The following is a 19,790-nucleotide window of genomic DNA, read 5'->3' as shown; positions in this document are numbered from 1 at the left end:
AGCACACGAGCGCAGAGACGCAGAGAACAGCAGAGAACAGAGGACACGCAGTAAGAAGGAGGCCGCCCGGTATGCGGCTCACTGTCATCGGCACCGGCTACCTCGGTGCCACCCACGCCGCCTGCATGGCGGAACTCGGCCACGAGGTGCTCGGCGTCGACGTCGACCCCGACAAGGTCGCCGCGCTGCGGGCGGGCCGGGTGCCCTTCCACGAGCCGGGGCTGCCCGAGCTGATCGCGAAGCACACGGCGAGCGGCCGGCTCCGCTTCACCACCTCCTACGAGGAGGCCGGGGCCTTCGGCGAGGTGCACTTCGTCTGCGTCGGCACCCCGCAGCTCAAGGGCTCCGAGGGCGCGGACCTGACCTACGTGGACGCGGCCTTCGCGGCGATCGCGCAGCACGCGGCGCCGGACGCCCTGCTGGTCGGCAAGTCGACGGTGCCGGTGGGCACGGCGGGGCGGCTGGCGGCGGCGTACGACGTCGAGGTCGCCTGGAATCCGGAGTTCCTGCGGGAGGGCTTCGCGATCGAGGACACGCTGCGGCCGGACCGGCTGGTGTTCGGCGTGGGATCGAAACGCGCCGAAACGATTCTGCAGGCCGTCTACGAGCCCGTACTCGCCGCCGGGACCCCGGCCGTGACCGCCGACTTCCCGACCGCCGAACTGGTGAAGACGGCGGCCAACGCCTTCCTCGCGACGAAGATCTCCTTCATCAACGCGATGGCGGAGGTCTGCGAGGCGGCGGGCGGCGACGTCACCAAGCTCTCCGAGGCGCTCGGGTACGACGACCGGATCGGCCGCCGCTTCCTGCGCTCCGGCATCGGCTTCGGCGGCGGCTGCCTGCCCAAGGACATCCGCGCCTTCGCCCACCGCGCCGACGAACTCGGCGTCTCGCTGGCCTTCCTGCGCGAGGTCGACGCGATCAACATGCGGCGCCGCGACCGGGTGGTGGAACTCGCCCGCGAGCTGTGCGGCGGAGACGTACTGGGCGCACGGATCACCGTCCTGGGCGCGGCCTTCAAGCCCGACTCGGACGACATCCGCGACTCGCCCGCGCTGAACGTGGCGGCCCGGCTCGGGCTCGACGGGGCCGATGTCACGGTGTACGACCCGGCGGCGATGGACAACGCCCGCAAGGCGTTCCCGCTGCTCGGGTACGCGGTGTCGGCCGAGGAGGCGCTGCGCGGGGCCGACCTGGTCCTGCATCTGACCGAGTGGCCGCAGTTCCGGGCGATCGACCCGGAGCGGGCCCGGTCGCTGGTGCGCCGTCCGCGGATCGTGGACGGCAGGGGAGGGCTCGACGCGGACCGCTGGACCGCGGCGGGCTGGCGGTTCTCGGCGCTGGGTAGACCCGCGCCGAATGGGGAGGGATAAGAAATGGACGAGTCGTACCGGGACGCTCGGGTCACCGTGGTGATGCCGACGTACAACGAGGCGGCGAACCTGCCGCGGATGGCCGAAGCGGTGCTGGGGCTGCCGCTGGACGCCCTCCATCTGAAGATCGTCGACGACTCCAGCCCGGACGGCACGGGCCGGATCGCCGAGGAACTGGCGGAGAAGTACAACGCCGACGGCCGGTACCGGATGAGCGTGCTGCACCGGACCGAGAAGGATGGGCTGGGGCGGGCGTACACGGCCGGCATGAGCGCCGCGCTGGAGGAGGGCGCCGAGTACGTCGTCCAGATGGACGCCGACGGCAGCCATCCCGTGGAGGCGGTGCCGCGGATGCTGGAGGCGGCGGTGACGTCCGGGGCGGGCCTGGTCGTGGGCAGCCGCTACGTCGAAGGCGGCTCGCTGGACGAGGACTGGGGCGCCCACCGGGTCCTGCTGTCCCGCTTCGCCAACGCCTACGCCCGCGCCGTGCTCGGCACGCGCATCCGTGACATCACGGCGGGCTTCAACCTGTGGTCGGTGCGGACCCTGCGGGACGTGGACCTGTCCTCCCTGGACAGCGCGGGCTACAGCTTCCAGGTCGAGCTCAAGTACAAGGCCGTACGGGCCGGACACAGCGCCGTCGAGATCCCGATCCGCTTCGCGGAGCGGACCGAGGGCGTCTCGAAGATGACCCTGCGGACGCAGTTGGAGTCGGCGGTGGTGCCGATCCGGCTGCGCCTGAAGAAGAAGTAGCGGGGGGCCGGGTGGCCCGGGGGGCCGGGATCGTCCGGGGCCGGGGCTACCCGTTGGCGGCGGCCGAGGCCTGGGCCTCACCGCGCCGGCGGATCTGCCGGAAGGTGAACTCGGCCAGGTCGTCGCCGGTGCTGAAGACCTTCGTGTCCTTGGTCGTCACGTCCTTGCCGCTGGTGAAGCCGGCGATGGTGAAGTAGGCGTAGCGGCCGTAGGCGTTGGTCGTCGAGCGGCAGATCGCCGAGTCGCAGAAGGTCTTGATGCCCTTGCCGGCGAGCGACTTCACGATGCTCTGCTTGTCGGCCTGGCCCTTGGCCTTGGTGGCCTCGGCCTCGGTGTCGAAGACGGCGACGCCGACGGTCACCGCGACACCGTCCTTGACGTAGCTGACGCGCAGCAGGCGGGTGCAGCCGTTGCCGGTGAGGATCTTGGGGAGGGTGCCCTGCGCGGCCGAGGCGCAGTTCTTGGTGTCGGCCGTGGGGCCCTTCTTGTAGACCGTCTCACCCATGGTCAGCTGGGTGCCCGGGAAGAGGGTCTCGGCGCTGAGCGGTGCCGTGTCCTTCTTGGCGCTGGATATGAAGTCCTTGGGGTCCAGCGGCGGCGGGGCGCTGGTGGGCTCGAAGGACGGCGCCGGGGCCGACGAGTCGCTGGGTATGGAGGCGCTCGCAGGCAGGTTGGTCGGCTGGCCCGAGGCGTTGTTGTCGCCGTTCGCCGACACCACGGCCATGGCGACGGCCGCGCCGATCGCCAAGGTGGCTATCGCGCCGCCGCCGATGAACAGCACTCTGCGCCGCTTGTTCCGCGTTTCCGAGGCCTCGGCGAGCGCGGCCCAGTCCGGGGTCTGGTCGGCGCCGCTGTTCCAGCGCTGCTGAGACTGCGGTTTCCATGGATCCCACTGGGACTGGGGTCCCCCCTGCCCATAACTCATGGGGCGCATCTTAGACGGGGGACCGGGGGTGCAGGTGCGCCTCTACGAGAGGCGATAGTGGACCTTTCAACGCAGGGCAACACATCTCACCCAGCCGCTCGCCCAGCTCCGATTCCGCTTTACGGGGGAGGGGGAAGCGGGCGCCTCGGGGCAGACCGGGCGGGGGAGAGGACGTCGGGTTGCGAGGGGGTTACGGGGAGTGGCGGCTGCGCGCGGCTCGAAAATTTCGGGGGCGAAGCGCGGTGGAGAGCGCCGGGGGCGGCGAGGAGCGGCGGGCGGAGCGAAAGGTGCCGACGGGCGGCGGGGCGGAGCGCAAGGTGCCGACGGGCACGGCGCCGGACCCCGGGCGGCGCGGCCAAGGCCGCACCGAGGCTGGGTGCTCGCCCTGCGTCGGCCAGCGGGTCTCGCCGAGGCGTTGCATGGGCGCGGCGGCGATCTCGACCTGGGCGGGCACCCTGTACGGCTCCAGGCGCTGCGCGCAGAACTCGCGCACCCGGCGCATGCCGTCACGCCGGTCCTCCTCCTCGATCAGGTGCACGGTGGCCTTGACCACCATGCCGGTCACCGGGCTGGGCCGGCCGCTGATCGTGCTGCTCGGCGAGGCGATGGCGGTGCAGGTGGCCCGGTGCACCGGGCGTGACGCGCACCGAGGTGACGTACCCGATCGTCGAGCTGCTGCCCGGGCGCGAGGAATTCCTGGTGGATGCCGTCTCCATCGAGGCCACGCATGCCTCGCGGCCGTGCCGGCCGACCCGCCGAGCGGCGGAGGATCCCTGGTCCGCACTGGTGTACACGCGGCGGCGAAGGCGTGGCCCACGCACGGCAGCGTCGGTCCGAGGGCGGCCGACACCCCGAACGCCCCCAGTGGGCCCCCGCCGCCCGGCCACCCCGTCGCGTCGGCCTCGCCGGACACGCGTCCCGGGCTGAGTGGAAGGACCGGGCCAGCAGAATGCCCGTAATCAGCCGTTTTGCCGGGCCTCCGTGTGACCCGAACCTTCCGATTCCGTCGCAGGGCGCCCGCCGAGGGCGCACGGGGGGAGTGTCCGGAACGCGGCTTACACTGGTTGCTCGAATCGGCGGAGCCCAGCCGCCGCGGACCCGTTTTGACCCGGGTGCCGCGCCCCGGGTATTCTGCCTGTTCGTTGTGTATTGGCTTGGCTCTTCTCACGGACCCGGCCCTTACACCGGTCCACCGGGCCGATGACCAGCGACCAGCGCGCGGTTTGCGTCACCGCAGTGCGGTCAGGGCTGTCGTGATCGTCTTCGGTGACCTTGTCAGGACCATTCACTGAAGAAGCGAAGGCTACGAACCGTGCGTACGTACAGCCCCAAGCCCGGCGATGTGACGCGCCAGTGGCACGTCATTGACGCTCAGGACGTCGTCCTGGGCCGTCTCGCCACCACCGCAGCGACCCTCCTCCGGGGCAAGCACAAGCCGATCTACGCCCCCCACGTCGACGCTGGTGACTTCGTCATCATCATCAACGCCGACAAGGTGCACCTCTCCGGCAACAAGCGGACCCAGAAGATGGCGTACCGCCACTCCGGCTACCCGGGTGGTCTGCGCTCCGTCCGCTACGACGAGCTGCTGGACAAGAACCCCGAGAAGGCCATCGAGAAGGCCGTCAAGGGCATGCTCCCCAAGAACTCGCTGGGCCGTCAGATGCTCTCGAAGCTGAAGGTCTACAAGGGTGACCAGCACCCGCACGGCGCGCAGCAGCCGCAGCCGTTCGAGATCACCCAGGTCGCGCAGTAAGTCCGGCCACCCCCTAAGACTGAAGAGAATCTGAGGAGAATCGTGGCCGAGACCACTGCCGAGCAGCCGCTCGAAGAGCTTGACATCGACAGCTACACCACCGAGTCCGAGGTTCCGGTGGAGGGTGAGTACACCTCCGAGTCCCTCGCCTCGCGCTTCGGTGAGCCCCAGCCGGCTGCCGGCCTGGGCCGTCGCAAGAACGCCATCGCCCGTGTCCGGATCGTTCCGGGCACCGGCAAGTGGAAGATCAACGGTCGCACCCTCGAGGACTACTTCCCGAACAAGGTGCACCAGCAGGAAGTCAACGAGCCCTTCAAGGTGCTCGAGCTCGAGGGTCGTTACGACGTCATCGCCCGCATCGCGGGTGGCGGTGTCTCCGGCCAGGCCGGTGCGCTCCGTCTCGGTGTCGCCCGTGCGCTGAACGAGGCCGACGTCGACAACAACCGCGGCCCGCTCAAGAAGGCCGGCTTCCTCAAGCGCGACGACCGTGCGGTCGAGCGCAAGAAGGCCGGTCTGAAGAAGGCCCGCAAGGCCCCGCAGTACAGCAAGCGCTAATCTTCGCTGCCTGCTCGTACTCCGAACGCCCCGGCGGCACGCCACAGTGCCGCCGGGGCGTTCGTTTATCACACAAACTTGGGTCTAATGGCACAAGACGCTCAATGGATTGTGTGATCGGATGTTCAGGCATGGAATGCCTGGGATGCGGAGCCGCACCGACCCGGCATCGAACCATCGAATGCCTACGGCTTCGGAAACTGATGCTTCCTCAGGAGGACAAGTGGGACGACTCTTCGGCACGGACGGCGTGCGCGGCGTCGCCAACGCGGACCTGACGGCCGAGATGGCGCTCGGTCTGTCCGTCGCGGCGGCGCACGTGCTGGCCGAGGCGGGCACGTTCGAGGGCCACAGGCCGAAGGCGGTGGTCGGACGGGACCCGCGCGCGTCCGGGGAGTTCCTGGAAGCCGCCATGGTCGCGGGTCTGGCGAGCGCGGGCGTGGACGTGCTGCGCGTCGGCGTCCTCCCGACGCCCGCGGTGGCGTACCTCACGGGCGCGCTCGGCGCCGACCTCGGTGTCATGCTCTCCGCCAGCCACAACGCCATGCCCGACAACGGGATCAAGTTCTTCGCCCGCGGCGGCCACAAGCTCGCCGACGAGCTGGAGGACAAGATCGAGTCCGTCTACGAGTCCCACCGGCACGGTGAGCCCTGGGAGCGGCCGACCGGCGCGGGCGTCGGGCGGGTGCGCTCGTACGACGAGGGCTTCGAGCAGTACGTCGCCCACCTCCTCGGCGTACTCCCCAACCGTCTCGACGGGCTGAAGATCGTCCTCGACGAGGCGCACGGCGCGGCCTCCGGTGTCTCGCCCGAGGCCTTCGCGCGGGCCGGTGCCGAGGTCGTCACCATCGGTGCCGTGCCGGACGGCCTCAACATCAACGCCGGCTGCGGCTCCACCCACCTGGGCAAGCTCAAGGCCGCCGTCGTCGAGCACGGCGCCGACCTCGGCATCGCGCACGACGGCGACGCCGACCGGTGCCTCGCCGTGGACCACACCGGCGAAGAGGTGGACGGCGACCAGATCCTGGCCGTGCTCGCGCTGGCGATGCGGGAGCGTTCCGCACTGCGCTCCGACACCGTCGTCGCGACCGTGATGTCGAATCTGGGCTTCAAGCTGGCCATGGAGCGCGAGGGCATCCACCTCGTGCAGACCGCCGTCGGCGACCGCTACGTCCTGGAGGAGATGAAGGAGCACGACTTCGCCCTCGGCGGCGAGCAGTCGGGCCACGTCATCATCCTCGACCACGCCACCACCGGCGACGGCACGCTGACCGGCCTGCTGCTGGCGGCGCGGGTCGCGCAGACCGGTCGTACGCTGCGGGACCTCGCGTCGGTCATGCAACGGCTGCCGCAGGTGCTCATCAACGTCCCGGACGTCGACAGGGCGCGCGTCGGTACCTCCGCCGACCTGGCGGCGGCGATCGCCGAGGCCGAGCGCGAACTCGGCGCCACCGGGCGGGTGCTGCTGCGTCCGTCGGGCACGGAGCCGCTGGTACGCGTGATGGTGGAGGCCGCCGACATCGAACAGGCCCAGTCGGTCGCCGGGCGGCTGGCGGACGCGGTGAAGTCGGCGCTGGGATAGCAGTAGGCCGTCCATGGCCGGTCCGGGGGTGCGGGGGTTCCCCGCACCCCCGGACCGGCCAAACCTATGTCCTGTGTCGGCTACTCGCCTACAGCTTGCGCAGGCGCAGCCGCTGGACCTTGTGGTCCGGGCCCTTGCGTACGACGAGGGTGGCGCGGCCCCGGGTGGGGGCGATGTTCTCGACCAGGTTGGGCTTGTTGATCGTGCGCCACTGGGTGCGCGCGTAGTCGAGGGCCTCCTCCTCGGAGACCTGGGTCCACTTGCGGAAGTACGAGGACGGGTCCTGGAAGGCCGTCTGGCGCAGCTTCTTGAAGCGGTTGAGGTACCAGCTCTCGACGTCGTCGGCGTTCGCGTCGACGTACACGCTGAAGTCGAAGTAGTCGGCGAGGCCGACGCGGGTGCGGCCGTCCTTGCCGGGGAGGGCGGGCTGCAGGACGTTCAGGCCCTCGACGATCAGGATGTCGGGCCGGCGCACGACGAGCTTCTCGCCCGGGACGATGTCGTAGATGAGGTGGGAGTAGACGGGGGCGGTGACCTCGTCCTTGCCCGCCTTGATGTCGGCGACGAACCGGGTCAGCGCCCGGCGGTCGTAGGACTCGGGGAATCCCTTCCGCGACATCAGCCCGCGGGCCTTGAGCTCCTCGGTCGGCAGCAGGAAGCCGTCGGTCGTGACCCGCTCCACGTGCGGGTGCTCGGGCCAGCGGGACAGGAGGGCCTGGAGCAGACGGGCCACGGTCGACTTGCCGCACGCCACGGATCCGGCGATCCCTATCACGAAGGGCGTGCCGGACTGGGAGCCCTGCTCGCCCAGGAACGTGTTCAGGGCGCTTCTGAGCCCGTCCGTGGCGCCGACGTAGAGGTTGAGAAGGCGGGAGAGCGGGAGGTAGATGTCCCGCACCTCGTCGAGGTCGATGACGTCGCCGAGGCCGCGGACCTTCTCGACCTCTTCAGCGGTGAGCGGCAGCGGCGTCTTGTCGCGCAGCGCGCTCCACTCGGTACGGGTGAGGTCGACGTAGGGAGTCGCCTCCGGCTTGGACCGGTGGGCGCTCCGGGGCATCGAGGAGACCGGTGAGATCACAGTCCATTGTTAACGGAGTTTGAACGGGGGCGCGGGTGGGGTGCGTCACGTGGCGGGGTGGCTCACGTACGAAGAAACCCCGCCAGGGATTACCTGGCGGGGTTCGACCTCATCGATCTGCCGGGATCACTCTTCGTTCAAGGCAGCTCGCAGGTAGGCGATCAGATCACCGGTCGGCACCTCGACCCAGCCGGCCCCTGGCACCCCTACGCGCATGACCTCATAGAGTTCCCCGTTCACCTCGTCCACCAGAACCTGACGGCTCGTTCCGTCCATCGCATCCACACACAGGCGCACGGCACCGTGCGTGATGGTCGGGAACATGTCCCGCAGTACCTCATCCGCATGGAGGCGGCGCAGGAGGTTCCATTGGCGCCGGTTGAAGTCGGACGACAGGAGTTCAGCCCACTGCGAGGAGGTGGGCTCTCCACGTTCGAGCGCCCCGACGAATTCGGATCTCAGCGTCCGGGTGCGCGAGAAAATGGGCCTTCACCTGCCCTTCCAGCCCGGCTATCTGCTCGTTCAGGGCGATCAGAAGCCTCGCGTGTGCGGTGACGGTGGCTGCGTAGGCGGCGGTGACCGGTTCGGGCAGGGTGAGGTGCTGCTCACGCAGGGCGGCCTGGATCGTGGCCGCCTTCGCACTCCTGTTGCGGCGGCGATGCCGGGCCAGGACGGCGGTGATCTGTGTGCGGGTCAGCTTCGCCGCCGCCTGCGGTGTGGGTGCCTTGACCAGCAGCTCCATGGCGTCCGTGCTGGTGAGCGACAGATCGGCGTAGGCGTTCAGTGCGGCAGGGAAGTACTCGCGCAGCGCGGAACGCAGCCGCTGGAAGGCGCGGGTGCGTTCCCGGATGAGGGTCTGGTGGGCGCGGGCGACGACCTTGACCGCCTGGGCCTCTTCGGTGTCTCCGGCGATCGGCCGCAGCTGGTCGCGGTCGATGCGGACCATGTCGGCGAGCGCGTGCGCATCGCCCTTGTCGCTCTTGGCGCCTGAAGTACCGTACCGCTCCTTGAACCGGGCGGCCTCCTTCGGGTTGACCGCGTACACCTGGTAGCCGCAGGCAAGAAGGGCCTGCACCCACGAGCCGCGGTCGGTCTCGATGCTCACCACCACCTTGCTGGCATCGAGGTTGTCACTGCCGTGCTTCGCGAGAAGTTCGAGGAGTCTGGCGATGCCTTCCACACCCTCGGGCAGTCTGGCGGCGGCGAGCTTCCGGCCGGTCTCGTCCTGCACCTCGACATCGTGGTGGTCTTCGGCCCAGTCATCGCCGATGAACAGCAACTTGCTCTCCTGGTCGGATACTTTGCTTGCCGGTGCAGCCTGCGGAAGACTCGCGCGCTCCCTAATGGATCCAGTGCTCACGCCCTGCTCGGCGGGCACGCCACCCCATTAGCGGTCTGGCCTTCCGGCCGACCAGCAGGGGCACGGTCTGACCTTAGAAATCGAACGTTTCCGAGGCCGATAGTGCTCACCTGCTGGCGGCTACGGCACCGAGTCTCTCCGACTCGGCGGCCCCCATTAGAGGCCGTAGACCTCCGCACCCTTGTCGCCGAGTCCTGGTGGAACGCGAAGGACCGCCGCACCACGCGGGTGCAGCGGTCCCGTAACGCGCCCAGGTTCTAGCCGCCGGCTAGTCGTTTTCGACCAGGTACTTGACGGAGTCCACCACGAATTCGCCGTACTGGAGAGCCGATCCGATGGCCTCCAGCCTCGTGTACTGCTCGGAGGACAGCGAGACATCCGAGGCGCAGCTGATCGCTCTCAGCAGCACCCGGAAGGCCAGGTCCGGAGTGCACCGGCGCGCGCAGTCGACGAGCGCCGCCCGCACGTCAGGAGCCAGGAACCGGGTTGCCTCGATCTCGGCCACGACCGCTTCGAGGCAGGCCATGCCGTCCTCGGTGTCCGCGCCGGTGAGCGGGCATACGTCCGTCGCCGTGGACAGCCGGGCGTCGCACAGGTCGACGACGGCCCGGGTCCACTGCGCCCCACTCCCGAGCCGCTCCCAGTTCGCCATGTACTCCGTTCCGGCCTCCCACAGCACCTCGAGCGTCCCCGAGGGGAGGTTGTCGAGGAGCGTCTGGGCGTCACGGCGTACTGCCAGGGCCGCCTCGTCGCTCCACCCCACAAGGTGGTTCGCGACGATTTCAGCGGCTGTGTCCCCGTAGTGGGTCCCGTCCTGATGGAAGAAGTCCATAACCCAGGACACACCGAAGTCGAACTCCGTAAAACGTGGCACCGTGCCTCACCTCCCTTACTCCGGAAAACACGTCTGCACGTAGTAGCCCGACTTGTGCGCCTTGGCTCGGACAAGTTTGATGCGGTATGCGTTGCCCGCATCCTTCACCGTGCCGTCCGGATAGTAGGCCTTGCCGAGGGAGTTCCGCGCTCCGAAGGTGCCTCTCAATGGCAGTTCCGGGTCGGATCCCCGAAGCCACTTGCGAATCCTGTTCGCGTTGTTGGCCAGCGCGTAGTCCACGACCTGTTGGGCGGTCTGTTCGTCGATGAACAGGCTGTTCGGGACGACATACCCGAGCTTCTCCGTCTTCGCTTCGGCAAGTTCCTTCGCGCGCTGAGGAGTGACGTTGCCGGCTACGTGCTCGTCGAGCGTGTGAGCCTGCCCGGGGAACTTCTGCGCGTCGGCCGCGAGGTCGTTGCAGTTGTGGACCAGTACGGGGCTGTCACCCGCCACGGCGTAGAAGGTGTGCAGGCCGGAGACGGTCAGGTCGTACACCGTCCGGGGCTTCGCCTCGTGCCGGTCGGCCAGCGCGGCCACGGTTCGCACGCCGTCCGGGGTGCGCAGGGCGTTTCCGGGTCGAAGGTCGGACGCCAGGGTCCAGCCGCGGCCGGACACGAAGAACCGGTGTCCACGTGTGCTGGTGAGGCGTCCGCCGTCCGTGACAGTGACCTCGACCAGGTCGCCGGCGGTGTGGTGGAACGTGCGTGTGACCGGCTCACCCTGGCTGATTCCGGTCGCAGGGTCGGCGGCGAGCAGAATGTCCCCGGTCACCACGTCACGCAGCGCCTTGCGGCTGCCGTCGGCCATGACCACTTCCGTGGTCCCGGGGAAGCTGTTGATCCGGCATGCCGTCCGCGCCTCCTCGTAGATGCTCACGGAGCGCTCGATGTCCGCCAGCGCCCTCGCGTCGATGTCGAGAGCGCGCAGGGCCTTCATCGCGTCGGCGACGCTGATGCCGGTGCGCATGGCAGCGTCCACGGCACGGATGGCTTCGGCGACCTTGCCGATGGGCCCGCCGAGCGGGAGCCAGGTCGCGGCCCAGGCGCAGTCGCTCGCGCTGCCCTCGCCGCCGCCGAAGACCTTGTGGTAACAGCCGGTGAAATCACCCTTGATCGACTTGGCGATGCCCTTCCAGACGTCGACGGTCATGTCCCACGTGTAGATCTTGACCTTCTGGGTGATGTTGTAGTACGGGATCGTCTTCAGGTAGACCGTGTCCTCGGGCGGGCAGCCGGCCTGCGTGGCGGGCACGTCCGGGTTGAGGCACAGGTAGTAGCTGACCACCTCGTCGAAGTGGGCGATGAACACCAACTTGTCGCAGACGATCACGTCGTGGCACTCGTTGGGGAGCTGCTCGGGCTCGCCACGCGGCGTGATCTTGTCGATGACGGGGAAGACCCCGCCGATACCGCTCGCGCCCGTCTGGACGTTCTTGTTCGCCTCTGCCGTTTCCGCTTCCGTGGCCGCCTGTTGTGCCTCCTTTGAGTACTTGTCGGCGTCCTTGGCGGCCTGTTCGGCTTCGGTGGCGGCGGTGTCGGCGCGGTTGGCCGCTGCTCGGGCGTCCTTGGCGTCCTGTTCGGCCTGGGCGGCCGCGGCGTGGGCCGCGTCGGCGTCGAGTTCGGCCTGGTCGGCTGAGTCGCGGGCGTCCTTGGCGTAGCCTTCGGCGTTGCCGGCTGCCTTGTCGGCGGCCGCGGCGTCGTCGGCTGCCTGCTTGTCGTAGTCCATGGTGCGGGCCAGTGAGGCGGCCGCCTTGGAAGCGGCGGTGGCGGCGTCGGCCGCGTAACCGAGGGCTTCCTTGGAGTAGGTGCGGGCGTCGGACGCGTACTGGGCGGCGTTGGCCGCGTGCTAGGAAAGGGCGTCGACGGCGGTCTTGTTCGCGTCGAGGATCTGGTTGCGCTGGGTGGCCTGGGAGGCGATCTCCTGCTGCCACTCGCCGGCCGCGGTGGCGGTGATGTCGCCCAGCACGTTGTCCGGGTCGAGCGGGTCGCGCCAGCCGCACGCGGCGAACCGGGACTTCACATCCTCCACGGCGATGCGGTACTCCGGCGTGCCCGGCTGCGGTGCGGTGCGCGGGAAGCCGCCGGAGGAGAGGAAGATTCGGGCGTCGTCGGCTCCCGCGTCGGCGCCGGGACGGCCGTGCATCCATTCGAAGGCGTCGTGCTCGGTGAGCGCACGGTTCCACTCCGCCTGCGTCATGCCCGTCGGGTCGGGGTCCTTGCCGTAGAGGGGACCGCCCAGATCGTCGACGGCCTTGAGGGTCTTCGCGTCGGCCTTGGGGGTGGAGTCCTCGTAGAAGCCGTCGTCGGTCTTCCAGAACCGGTCGGCGACCCAGGCCGACAGACCGGTCGCGGTGTAGAAACTCTTCTCGCCGTCGGGCGGCCAGTGGAACCCGGTGACACTGAATCCGCCGGGAGTCTCCAGGCCGTCGAGGGGCTTCGCCCACCCCTGGCGGAGAGCGGCGAGATCGTCCAGCTCCTTGCCCGCCGCGTCCCGGTCCTTGTTGTACGCGACGGCGAGGGGCGTCTGCTCCCAGTGCTTCCGGTCGGCCAGGACGTGGAGCTTGTCGGCCGGCTGGTTGAGGCCGTCCTGGGCGGTCGTGGCCATCGACGGGCCGCCGAGCCGCAGCACGTCGGCCATCAGGCACTGGTCCTGCCGCAGTTGCTCGGCGGTCGTGTCCTCGTACCAGGGAGAGGAGTCGCCCACCGGTTCGGCGCCCAGGCTGGTCAGGCCGGGCTGAACCGCGAGACCGGCCAGGACGGCCAGGGCGGCGACGGAGGTGACAGCGGAAGTGAGTTTTTGTGATCTTCGTGTTCCGGGCAGCCGGAACCACGGTCTGGGGTGCAAGGAAGCATCCCTTTCTGCCTTCAGAGGGGGGTGGGCCGGAAGAGCGGCCGAAGGGTCAGGGCAGTGGCGTGGTCCTGATGAGAGATCAGAGACTCAGGCATCCGGATGACTTGACGCATGCGAATGGCCGGTACGACGGCATGGCGATGCAACCTCTCCCCGTGAGCGACGGCGTTCCCCCGGTCGCTGACTGATGTGCGCGCTTGCGGAATGGTCAGGTTCCGTCACGCACGGCGGCCACGTTACGTAGGTGCAACCCAGGGCGTACAGGTGTTCGCGTCGGGGGGAGGGGTGCTGGCGCAAATCCCCCTACTGCTCGGTAGCTTGCGGTTCAAGTCCCCGGGTTCCCCTCCTTTCAAGGGGATTCTGTGTGCTTCCTGTGCTTGCGGGAGGGTTGGTGGTGTGGATCCCGTGAACAAAGATGGCCGAATTTCGACCCCAGGTGAGCGGGTGCGCCCACTCGTCGGAAGCGGTCGTACGACAGTGGGAATTTCCGATTTCGGGCACGCGGCGCCTACTTTCATGCCGACGTCGGCCCATAGGCTGCGGCACATGTGCGGAATCGTGGGATACGTGGGGTCGCAATCGGCGCTCGATGTCGTGATGGCCGGGCTGAAACGGCTCGAATACCGGGGGTACGACTCGGGGGGCGTCGCCGTGCTGGCGGACGGCGGTCTTGCCACCGCGAAGAAGGCGGGGAAGCTGGTCAATCTGGAGAAGGAGCTGGTCGAGCGGCCGCTGCCGAGCGGTACGACCGGTATCGGGCACACCCGTTGGGCCACGCACGGCGGTCCGACCGACGCCAATGCCCACCCGCATCTCGACAACGCGGGCCGGGTCGCGGTCGTGCACAACGGGATCATCGAGAACTTCGCGCTGCTGCGGGCCGAGCTGGCGGAGCGCGGGCATGAACTGGCCTCCGAGACGGACACCGAGGTGGTCGCCCATCTGCTCGCCGAGGAGTTCTCCGTGACCTCCGACCTCGCGGAGGCGATGCGGCTGGTGTGCCGGCGGCTGGAGGGCGCGTTCACGCTGGTCGCGGCGCATGCCGACGCGCCGGACGTGGTCGTCGGCGCGCGGCGGAACTCCCCGCTCGTGGTGGGCGTTGGAGAGGGCGAGGCCTTTCTCGCCTCGGACGTCGCCGCGTTCATCGACCACACGCGGTCGGCGGTCGAGCTGGGCCAGGACCAAGTGGTGGAGCTGCGCCGGGACGGCGTGACGGTGACCGGCTTCGACGGCCGTCCGGCGGAGGTGCGCTCGTACCACATCGACTGGGACGCGTCGGCAGCGGAAAAGGGGGGTTATGACTACTTCATGCTCAAGGAGATCGCCGAGCAGCCCAAGGCGGTCGCCGATACGCTCCTGGGCCGCATCGACGCGGCCGGCTCGCTGACCCTGGACGAGGTCCGCATCAGCGCCGCCGAGCTGCGCGAGGTGGACAAGGTCGTCATCGTCGCGTGCGGTACGGCCTTCCACGCGGGGATGATCGCCAAATACGCCATCGAGCACTGGACGCGTATCCCGTGCGAGGTGGAATTGGCGAGTGAGTTCCGCTACCGGGACCCGATCCTCGACTCACGCAGCCTGGTCATCGCCATCTCGCAGTCCGGCGAGACCATGGACACCCTGATGGCCCTGAGACACGCCCGCGAACAGGGCTCCAAGGTGCTGGCGATCTGCAACACCAACGGCTCGACGATCCCGCGCGAGTCGGACGCGGTGCTGTACACGCACGCCGGGCCGGAGGTCGCGGTCGCCTCGACCAAGGCGTTCCTGACCCAGCTGGTGGCCTGCTACCTGGTCGCGCTGTACCTCGGCCAGGTGCGGGGCACCAAGTGGGGCGACGAGATCGGCGCCGTGATCCGGGACCTGTCGAAGATCTCGTGCGAGGTCGAGCGGGTCCTGGAGACCATGGAGCCGGTACGCGCGCTGGCCCGCACGCTCGCCACCAAGAACACGGTGCTGTTCCTGGGGCGGCACGTGGGCTACCCGGTGGCCCTGGAGGGTGCCCTCAAGCTCAAGGAACTCGCCTATATGCACGCCGAGGGCTTCGCGGCGGGCGAGCTGAAGCACGGGCCGATCGCGCTCATCGAGGAGGACCTCCCCGTGGTGGTCGTCGTCCCCTCACCGCGCGGCCGGTCAGTCCTCCACGACAAGATCGTCTCCAACATCCAGGAGATCCGCGCCCGGGGCGCGCGCACGATCGTGATCGCGGAGGAGGGGGACGAGGCGGTGGTCCCGTACGCGGATCACTTGATCCGGATCCCGGCCACGCCGACGTTGCTCCAACCGCTGGTGGCCACGGTCCCGTTGCAGGTCTTCGCGTGCGAGTTGGCCACCGCCCGGGGGAACGAGGTGGATCAGCCCCGGAACCTGGCGAAGTCGGTGACGGTGGAGTAACCGGGGTTCTTCAGGGCTTCCATGAAAGGGGTGCTTACACCAGGCCGATTTCGTCACCGGGGAGCCGGGCCCGCGGTCGCCGTACGGATCGTAGAGTGCCCGAATGAGCATCATCGGGGTTGGTATCGACGTGGCCGAGATCGACCGGTTCCGGGCGTCGCTGGACCGTACGCCCGGGCTGGCCGATCGGCTCTTCGTGGAGAGCGAGTTGTATCTGCCCAGTGGTGAGCGGCGTGGCATCGCCTCGCTCGCGGCGCGGTTCGCGGCGAAGGAGGCGCTTGCCAAGGCCCTCGGGGCCCCGCCGGGGCTGCACTGGACGGACGCCGAGGTGTATGTCGAGGACAGCGGGCGGCCGCGGCTGCGGGTGAGGGGGACCGTGGCGGCGCGCGCCGGCGAGCTGGGTGTGCAGTCGTGGCACGTGTCGCTGAGCCATGACGCCGGGGTGGCGTCGGCGGTGGTGGTCGCGGAGGGGTAGCCCTTGGGGTAGGGGTAGGGCCAGTACCGGTCCTGCCGCACAACCGAGGGAGACTCACGGCATGCGTACCGCTTACAGCGTCGAGACGGTCAGGGCTGCCGAGCGGGAGCTGATGGCCCGGCTCCCCGAGGGCGCCCTCATGCAACGCGCCGCCGCTGGACTGGCCGCCGCCTGCGCCGACTTGCTCGGGCGGGTGTACGGCAGCCGGGTCGTGCTGCTGGTGGGGAGCGGGGACAACGGGGGCGATGCCCTGTACGCCGGGGCCCGGCTCGCCCGCCGCGGGGCCGGGGTGACCGCCGTACTGCTCGCCCCCGACCGCACCCATCCCGGTGGGCTCGCGGCTCTCCGCAGAGCGGGTGGTACGGCCGTCCGGGCCGATGCCGGCGAGGGGCTCGTCGAGCGGGCCGATCTTGTCGTCGACGGGATCGTCGGGATCGGTGGCAAGGGCGGGTTGCGGCCGGACGCGGCCGCGCTGGCCGCCGCCGCCGAGCGGTCCCGGGCCGCCGTCGTCGCCGTCGATCTGCCCAGTGGCGTCGAGGCGGACACCGGGGAAGTGCGGGGTGCCGCCGTCCGGGCCGATCTGACGGTGACCTTCGGGACGCACAAGCCGGGGCTGCTCATCGATCCGGCGCGGGAGCACGCCGGGTCCGTACGGCTCGTCGACATCGGTCTCGAACTGCCCGCCGAGCCCGAGTTGGAGGCGTTGCAGCACGCGGACCTGGCCCGGCTGCTGCCGGTGCCCGCCGCGGAGAGCGACAAGTACCGGCGGGGTGTCGTCGGCGTCGCCGCGGGGTCCGCGCGGTATCCGGGGGCGGCCGTGCTCGCCGTCGCCGGGGCCCTGCGGGGCGGGGCAGGAGCCGTACGGTACGTCGGTCCGGCCGGGGACGCGGTGATCGCCCGCTTCCCCGAGACGCTGGTCTCCGACCGCGGACCCCACAAGGCGGGGCGGGTGCAGGCCTGGGTCGTGGGGCCGGGTGCCGGGGACGACGCGGCGACCGTGGCGGAGGTGCTGGGGGAGGACGTGCCCGTGCTGGTCGACGCGGACGGGCTGCGGCTGGCGGACCGGGGTGCGGTGCGTGGACGTACGGCGCCGACGCTGATGACACCGCACGCGGGGGAGGCCGCGGCGCTGCTCGGCGTCTCGCGGGAGAAGGTCGAGGCGGGGCGGCTGGCGGCGGTGCGGGAGCTGGCCTCGCGGTACGGCGCGACCGTGCTGCTGAAGGGGTCGACGACAATCGTGGCGGACGCGGGCGGCGGCGCCGTACGGGTGAACGCGACCGGGACGTCCTGGCTCGCCACGGCCGGGAGCGGGGACGTGCTGTCGGGGCTGGCGGGTTCGCTGCTCGCGGCCGGGCTCTCGGCCCTGGACGCGGGGAGCGCGGCGGCGTATCTGCACGGACTGGCCGGGCGGTACGCGGCGGACGGGGCGCCGGCGGGGGCGCATGACGTGGCGGAGGCGATTCCGGAGGCCTGGAGGGACGTTCGGGACTGAGAGGTCTGGCAGGGCGTCCAGGACCGAGAGGCCCGGAAGGTCGTCCGGGACTGACGTGGGTCCACCCGTCGGGTGACCTGACCGCGCGGCTCCCCGGATCGGAAGCGGGGACAGGTTTGTCTGATCGCATGATCTGCAGACGAACCGAGCTCGGCAGGCGAATCAGACACCGGGGCATCGCCGTGCTGCTCGCGGCGGCGGCCGCTCTCCCCGTCGCCGGCACCGCCGCGGCCGCCCCCTCCGGGGCCCCGGCGCCGGGCGGCCCGGAGACCGAGTTGGTGCCCGGTGTGGCGCCGGGGCCGTCGCAGCCCTGGCAGATCGACACGCCAGACCAGATGCTGCCGCCGAAGGTGTACCGGCCCACCAAGAGGGAGGACTCGGTCGAGCCGGGGGACGCGGCGAAGGGGACGTACGACCTCATCGAGTACGTCCCGCTGGGCGATGCCGTCGCCAGGGTGAGCTGCAGCAAGCAGGCCGGGCCCTACCAGCGCCAGGTCGAGCGGTGGCTGAAGCGCAAGGTGGACGGCAAGCAGTCCGCGGCGGACTGCAAGGCCATCCGGGCCTTTCAGAAGAAGTACAAGATCAAGCCCGCGATCGGCTTCGCGGGACCCGTCACCTGGTCCCGGATGATGCTCATTTCGGCACGGAAGAACCCAAATTCGGCCAAGAAATGCCCTGTACGGACGTACCGTGTCGCCTGCGTCGACCTCAGCCGGCAGCTGACCTGGGTGCAGAAGGGCAGCAAGGTCGTCTTCGGACCGGTGCCGATGCGCAGCGGGCGGGCCGGGGCCCGGACCAGGAGCGGCTGGCACACGGTCTACTGGAAGCACAAGAACCACTGGTCGACGCTCTACAACCAGCCCATGCCCTATGCCCAGTTCTTCGACGGCGGACAGGCCTTCCACGCCGTCTACGGCAGCATCTACACCACCGTCGGCTCCTGGGGCTGTGTCAATCTCACACTCCCCGACGCCCGCAAGCTGTGGGACGTGCTGAAGAAGGGCGACCGGGTGTACGTGTGGGGCCGTCGACCGGGCACATAGGGCCTGCGAGCCGGGGCCGTCACAGGCCTCTGAGACACTGGGGGCGCGATGAGTAAGACAGCACCTGCGCCGACCGCGCCCCTGCGCGCCCGCGCCGAGATCGACCTGGCCGCCCTGCGGGCCAACGTGCGGACCCTGCGCGCCCTCGCGCCGGGCGCGGCCCTGATGGCCGTCGTCAAGTCCGACGCGTACGGCCACGGGGCGGTGCGCTGTGCCCGCGCGGCCGTCGAGGCGGGCGCCACCTGGGTCGGCACGGCCACGCCCGAGGAGGCGCTCGCGCTGCGCGCCGAGGCCGGGCTGCCGCCGCACGTGCGCGTCATGTGCTGGCTGTGGACCCCGGGCGGGCCCTGGCGCGAGGCCATCGAGGCGGACGTGGACGTGTCCCTCAGCGGGATGTGGGCCCTGCGGGAGGTCACCGAGGCGGCCCGCGCCGCCGGTGCGCCCGCGCGCGTGCAGCTCAAGGCCGACACCGGCCTCGGGCGCAACGGCTGCCAACCCGGCGCGGACTGGACCGAACTGGTCGGCGCGGCCGTGCGCGCCGAGCGCGAGGGACTCGTCCGGATCACCGGGCTGTGGTCCCACTTCGCCTGCGCGGACGAGCCGGGCCATCCCTCCATCGACGCCCAGCTCACCCTGTTCCGGGAGATGGTGGCGTACGCCGAGAAGCAGGGCGTCCGCCCCGAGGTGCGGCACATCGCCAACTCCCCGGCCACGCTCACCCTTCCCGAGACCCACTTCGACCTCGTGCGCACCGGGATCGCCCTGTACGGCGTCTCGCCCAGCCCCGAGATCGGCACCCCTGCCGACTTCGGCCTGCGTCCGGTGATGACGCTGTCGGCGTCGCTGGCGCTGGTGAAGCACGTTCCGGCGGGTCACGGCGTCAGTTACGGGCATCACTACATCACCCCGGGCGAGACCACCCTCGGTCTGGTGCCCGTCGGTTACGCGGACGGCATCCCACGGCACGCCTCCGGGACCGGCCCGGTCCTGGTCGGCGGGAAGTGGCGCACGGTCGCGGGCCGGGTCGCGATGGACCAGTTCGTGGTCGATCTGGGCGGGGACGAGCCCGAGGTCGGCTCCGAGGCGGTCCTCTTCGGGCCCGGCGACCGCGGCGAACCCACCGCCGAGGACTGGGCACAGGCCTCGGGCACGATCGCGTACGAAATCGTCACGCGGATCGGAACGCGCGTTCCTCGCGTCTATGTGAACGAGGAACCAGGCGGGCAGGACGGGTAACCCGCACGGGGGGCCGGTACCGGTGCCGCACCGGATACAGCTGT

Annotated in this window: 18 protein-coding genes and 1 pseudogene; 11 read left to right on the top strand and 8 right to left on the bottom strand. The window is 70.0% G+C overall.

Annotated features, from left to right (window positions below; all coding sequences use genetic code 11):
• Window positions 1–71: 71 nt before the first annotated feature.
• Window positions 72–1,373 carry a UDP-glucose dehydrogenase family protein gene (locus tag ACFY1J_RS33435; RefSeq protein WP_390732510.1) on the top strand — a complete coding sequence of 434 codons (1,302 nt, stop codon included), beginning with the start codon at window positions 72–74 and terminating at the stop codon, window positions 1,371–1,373.
• A 3-nt stretch (window positions 1,374–1,376) separates the two neighbouring features.
• A complete protein-coding gene (locus ACFY1J_RS33430; protein ID WP_390732509.1) occupies window positions 1,377–2,126 on the top strand; it encodes a polyprenol monophosphomannose synthase in 750 nt (249 codons plus the stop codon).
• Between the two features lie 46 nt (window positions 2,127–2,172).
• On the opposite strand, the gene ACFY1J_RS33425 is transcribed toward ACFY1J_RS33430, so the two are convergent.
• Window positions 2,173–3,051 carry a hypothetical protein gene (locus ACFY1J_RS33425; protein ID WP_390710217.1) on the bottom strand — a complete coding sequence of 293 codons (879 nt, stop codon included), beginning with the start codon at window positions 3,049–3,051 and terminating at the stop codon, window positions 2,173–2,175.
• A 190-nt stretch (window positions 3,052–3,241) separates the two neighbouring features.
• Complete coding sequence (locus ACFY1J_RS33420; protein ID WP_390732508.1) at window positions 3,242–3,682, bottom strand: hypothetical protein; 441 nt, start codon at window positions 3,680–3,682, stop codon at window positions 3,242–3,244.
• Window positions 3,683–4,363: 681 nt separating this feature from the next.
• Here ACFY1J_RS33420 and rplM point away from each other — a divergent pair.
• The 3 genes from rplM to glmM all read left to right on the top strand — a co-directional run bounded on the left by rplM (window position 4,364) and on the right by glmM (window position 6,944).
• Window positions 4,364–4,807 carry a 50S ribosomal protein L13 gene (gene rplM, locus ACFY1J_RS33415; RefSeq protein ID WP_019329618.1) on the top strand — a complete coding sequence of 148 codons (444 nt, stop codon included), beginning with the start codon at window positions 4,364–4,366 and terminating at the stop codon, window positions 4,805–4,807.
• Window positions 4,808–4,849: 42 nt separating this feature from the next.
• A complete protein-coding gene (gene rpsI / locus ACFY1J_RS33410; RefSeq protein ID WP_103812805.1) occupies window positions 4,850–5,362 on the top strand; it encodes a 30S ribosomal protein S9 in 513 nt (170 codons plus the stop codon).
• Window positions 5,363–5,585: 223 nt separating this feature from the next.
• On the top strand, window positions 5,586–6,944 hold the full coding sequence (gene glmM, locus ACFY1J_RS33405) for a phosphoglucosamine mutase (protein WP_390732507.1): 1,359 nt from the start codon (window positions 5,586–5,588) through the stop codon (window positions 6,942–6,944).
• An 88-nt stretch (window positions 6,945–7,032) separates the two neighbouring features.
• Here glmM and coaA read toward each other — a convergent pair whose 3' ends face one another.
• The 3 genes from coaA to ACFY1J_RS33390 form a co-directional block, all read right to left on the bottom strand.
• Window positions 7,033–8,001, bottom strand: a complete 969-nt coding sequence (gene coaA / locus ACFY1J_RS33400) for a type I pantothenate kinase (RefSeq protein ID WP_390710290.1) — start codon at window positions 7,999–8,001, stop codon at window positions 7,033–7,035.
• Window positions 8,002–8,148: 147 nt separating this feature from the next.
• Window positions 8,149–8,346: a hypothetical protein gene (locus tag ACFY1J_RS33395; protein ID WP_390710214.1), complete on the bottom strand. Its 198-nt coding sequence runs from the start codon at window positions 8,344–8,346 to the stop codon at window positions 8,149–8,151.
• 76 nt (window positions 8,347–8,422) lie between these two features.
• Window positions 8,423–9,400 (bottom strand): IS110 family transposase, encoded by a 978-nt coding sequence (locus ACFY1J_RS33390; RefSeq protein ID WP_390710213.1) that lies wholly within the window; start codon window positions 9,398–9,400, stop codon window positions 8,423–8,425.
• Window positions 9,401–9,574: 174 nt separating this feature from the next.
• Between ACFY1J_RS33390 and ACFY1J_RS33385 the strand changes: the two are divergent.
• A pseudogene (locus ACFY1J_RS33385) lies at window positions 9,575–9,643 on the top strand (ATP/GTP-binding protein); the annotation flags it as partial.
• 7 nt (window positions 9,644–9,650) lie between these two features.
• Here ACFY1J_RS33385 and ACFY1J_RS33380 read toward each other — a convergent pair.
• The 3 genes from ACFY1J_RS33380 to ACFY1J_RS33370 form a co-directional block, all read right to left on the bottom strand.
• Window positions 9,651–10,256 (bottom strand): hypothetical protein, encoded by a 606-nt coding sequence (locus tag ACFY1J_RS33380; RefSeq protein ID WP_390710212.1) that lies wholly within the window; start codon window positions 10,254–10,256, stop codon window positions 9,651–9,653.
• Between the two features lie 15 nt (window positions 10,257–10,271).
• Window positions 10,272–11,981: a polymorphic toxin-type HINT domain-containing protein gene (locus ACFY1J_RS33375; RefSeq protein WP_390732506.1), complete on the bottom strand. Its 1,710-nt coding sequence runs from the start codon at window positions 11,979–11,981 to the stop codon at window positions 10,272–10,274.
• Window positions 11,982–12,101: 120 nt separating this feature from the next.
• Entirely contained in the window at window positions 12,102–13,100 is a 999-nt protein-coding gene (locus tag ACFY1J_RS33370; RefSeq protein WP_390732505.1) for a hypothetical protein, read from the bottom strand.
• A gap of 552 nt (window positions 13,101–13,652) precedes the next feature.
• Between ACFY1J_RS33370 and glmS the strand changes: the two genes are divergently transcribed.
• From glmS to alr, 5 genes are all read left to right on the top strand, one after another.
• On the top strand, window positions 13,653–15,500 hold the full coding sequence (glmS, locus tag ACFY1J_RS33365; RefSeq protein WP_390710209.1) for a glutamine--fructose-6-phosphate transaminase (isomerizing): 1,848 nt from the start codon (window positions 13,653–13,655) through the stop codon (window positions 15,498–15,500).
• Between the two features lie 103 nt (window positions 15,501–15,603).
• Window positions 15,604–15,975, top strand: coding sequence for a holo-ACP synthase (locus ACFY1J_RS33360; protein WP_263211656.1), 372 nt, complete (start codon window positions 15,604–15,606; stop codon window positions 15,973–15,975).
• Between the two features lie 61 nt (window positions 15,976–16,036).
• Window positions 16,037–17,467, top strand: a complete 1,431-nt coding sequence (locus tag ACFY1J_RS33355) for an NAD(P)H-hydrate dehydratase (protein WP_390732504.1) — start codon at window positions 16,037–16,039, stop codon at window positions 17,465–17,467.
• Between the two features lie 128 nt (window positions 17,468–17,595).
• Window positions 17,596–18,510, top strand: a complete 915-nt coding sequence (locus ACFY1J_RS33350) for a L,D-transpeptidase family protein (protein WP_390732503.1) — start codon at window positions 17,596–17,598, stop codon at window positions 18,508–18,510.
• Window positions 18,511–18,558: 48 nt separating this feature from the next.
• Entirely contained in the window at window positions 18,559–19,746 is a 1,188-nt protein-coding gene (gene alr / locus ACFY1J_RS33345; protein ID WP_390710206.1) for an alanine racemase, read from the top strand.
• Window positions 19,747–19,790 lie beyond the last annotated feature (44 nt).

It is taken from the genome of Streptomyces sp. NPDC001406 (genome assembly GCF_042895285.1).
In the GTDB taxonomy this organism is placed as follows: Bacteria; Actinomycetota; Actinomycetes; order Streptomycetales; family Streptomycetaceae; genus Streptomyces.
This window is presented reverse-complemented; position numbering and strand designations above follow the sequence as displayed.

Bases quoted from the DNA above. Each gene is read 5' to 3' on its own strand.
- ACFY1J_RS33375 (WP_390732506.1), bottom strand. From the start codon at position 11,981: ATGGACTACGACAAGCAGGCAGCCGACGACGCCGCGGCCGCCGACAAG.
- alr (WP_390710206.1), top strand. From the start codon at position 18,559: ATGAGTAAGACAGCACCTGCGCCGACCGCGCCCCTGCGCGCCCGCGCC.
- ACFY1J_RS33395 (WP_390710214.1), bottom strand. From the start codon at position 8,346: ATGTTCCCGACCATCACGCACGGTGCCGTGCGCCTGTGTGTGGATGCG.
- glmS (WP_390710209.1), top strand. From the start codon at position 13,653: ATGTGCGGAATCGTGGGATACGTGGGGTCGCAATCGGCGCTCGATGTC.
- coaA (WP_390710290.1), bottom strand. From the start codon at position 8,001: ATGCCCCGGAGCGCCCACCGGTCCAAGCCGGAGGCGACTCCCTACGTC.
- ACFY1J_RS33425 (WP_390710217.1), bottom strand. From the start codon at position 3,051: ATGAGTTATGGGCAGGGGGGACCCCAGTCCCAGTGGGATCCATGGAAA.
- ACFY1J_RS33430 (WP_390732509.1), top strand. From the start codon at position 1,377: ATGGACGAGTCGTACCGGGACGCTCGGGTCACCGTGGTGATGCCGACG.
- ACFY1J_RS33435 (WP_390732510.1), top strand. From the start codon at position 72: ATGCGGCTCACTGTCATCGGCACCGGCTACCTCGGTGCCACCCACGCC.
- ACFY1J_RS33355 (WP_390732504.1), top strand. From the start codon at position 16,037: ATGCGTACCGCTTACAGCGTCGAGACGGTCAGGGCTGCCGAGCGGGAG.
- ACFY1J_RS33360 (WP_263211656.1), top strand. From the start codon at position 15,604: ATGAGCATCATCGGGGTTGGTATCGACGTGGCCGAGATCGACCGGTTC.
- ACFY1J_RS33350 (WP_390732503.1), top strand. From the start codon at position 17,596: ATGATCTGCAGACGAACCGAGCTCGGCAGGCGAATCAGACACCGGGGC.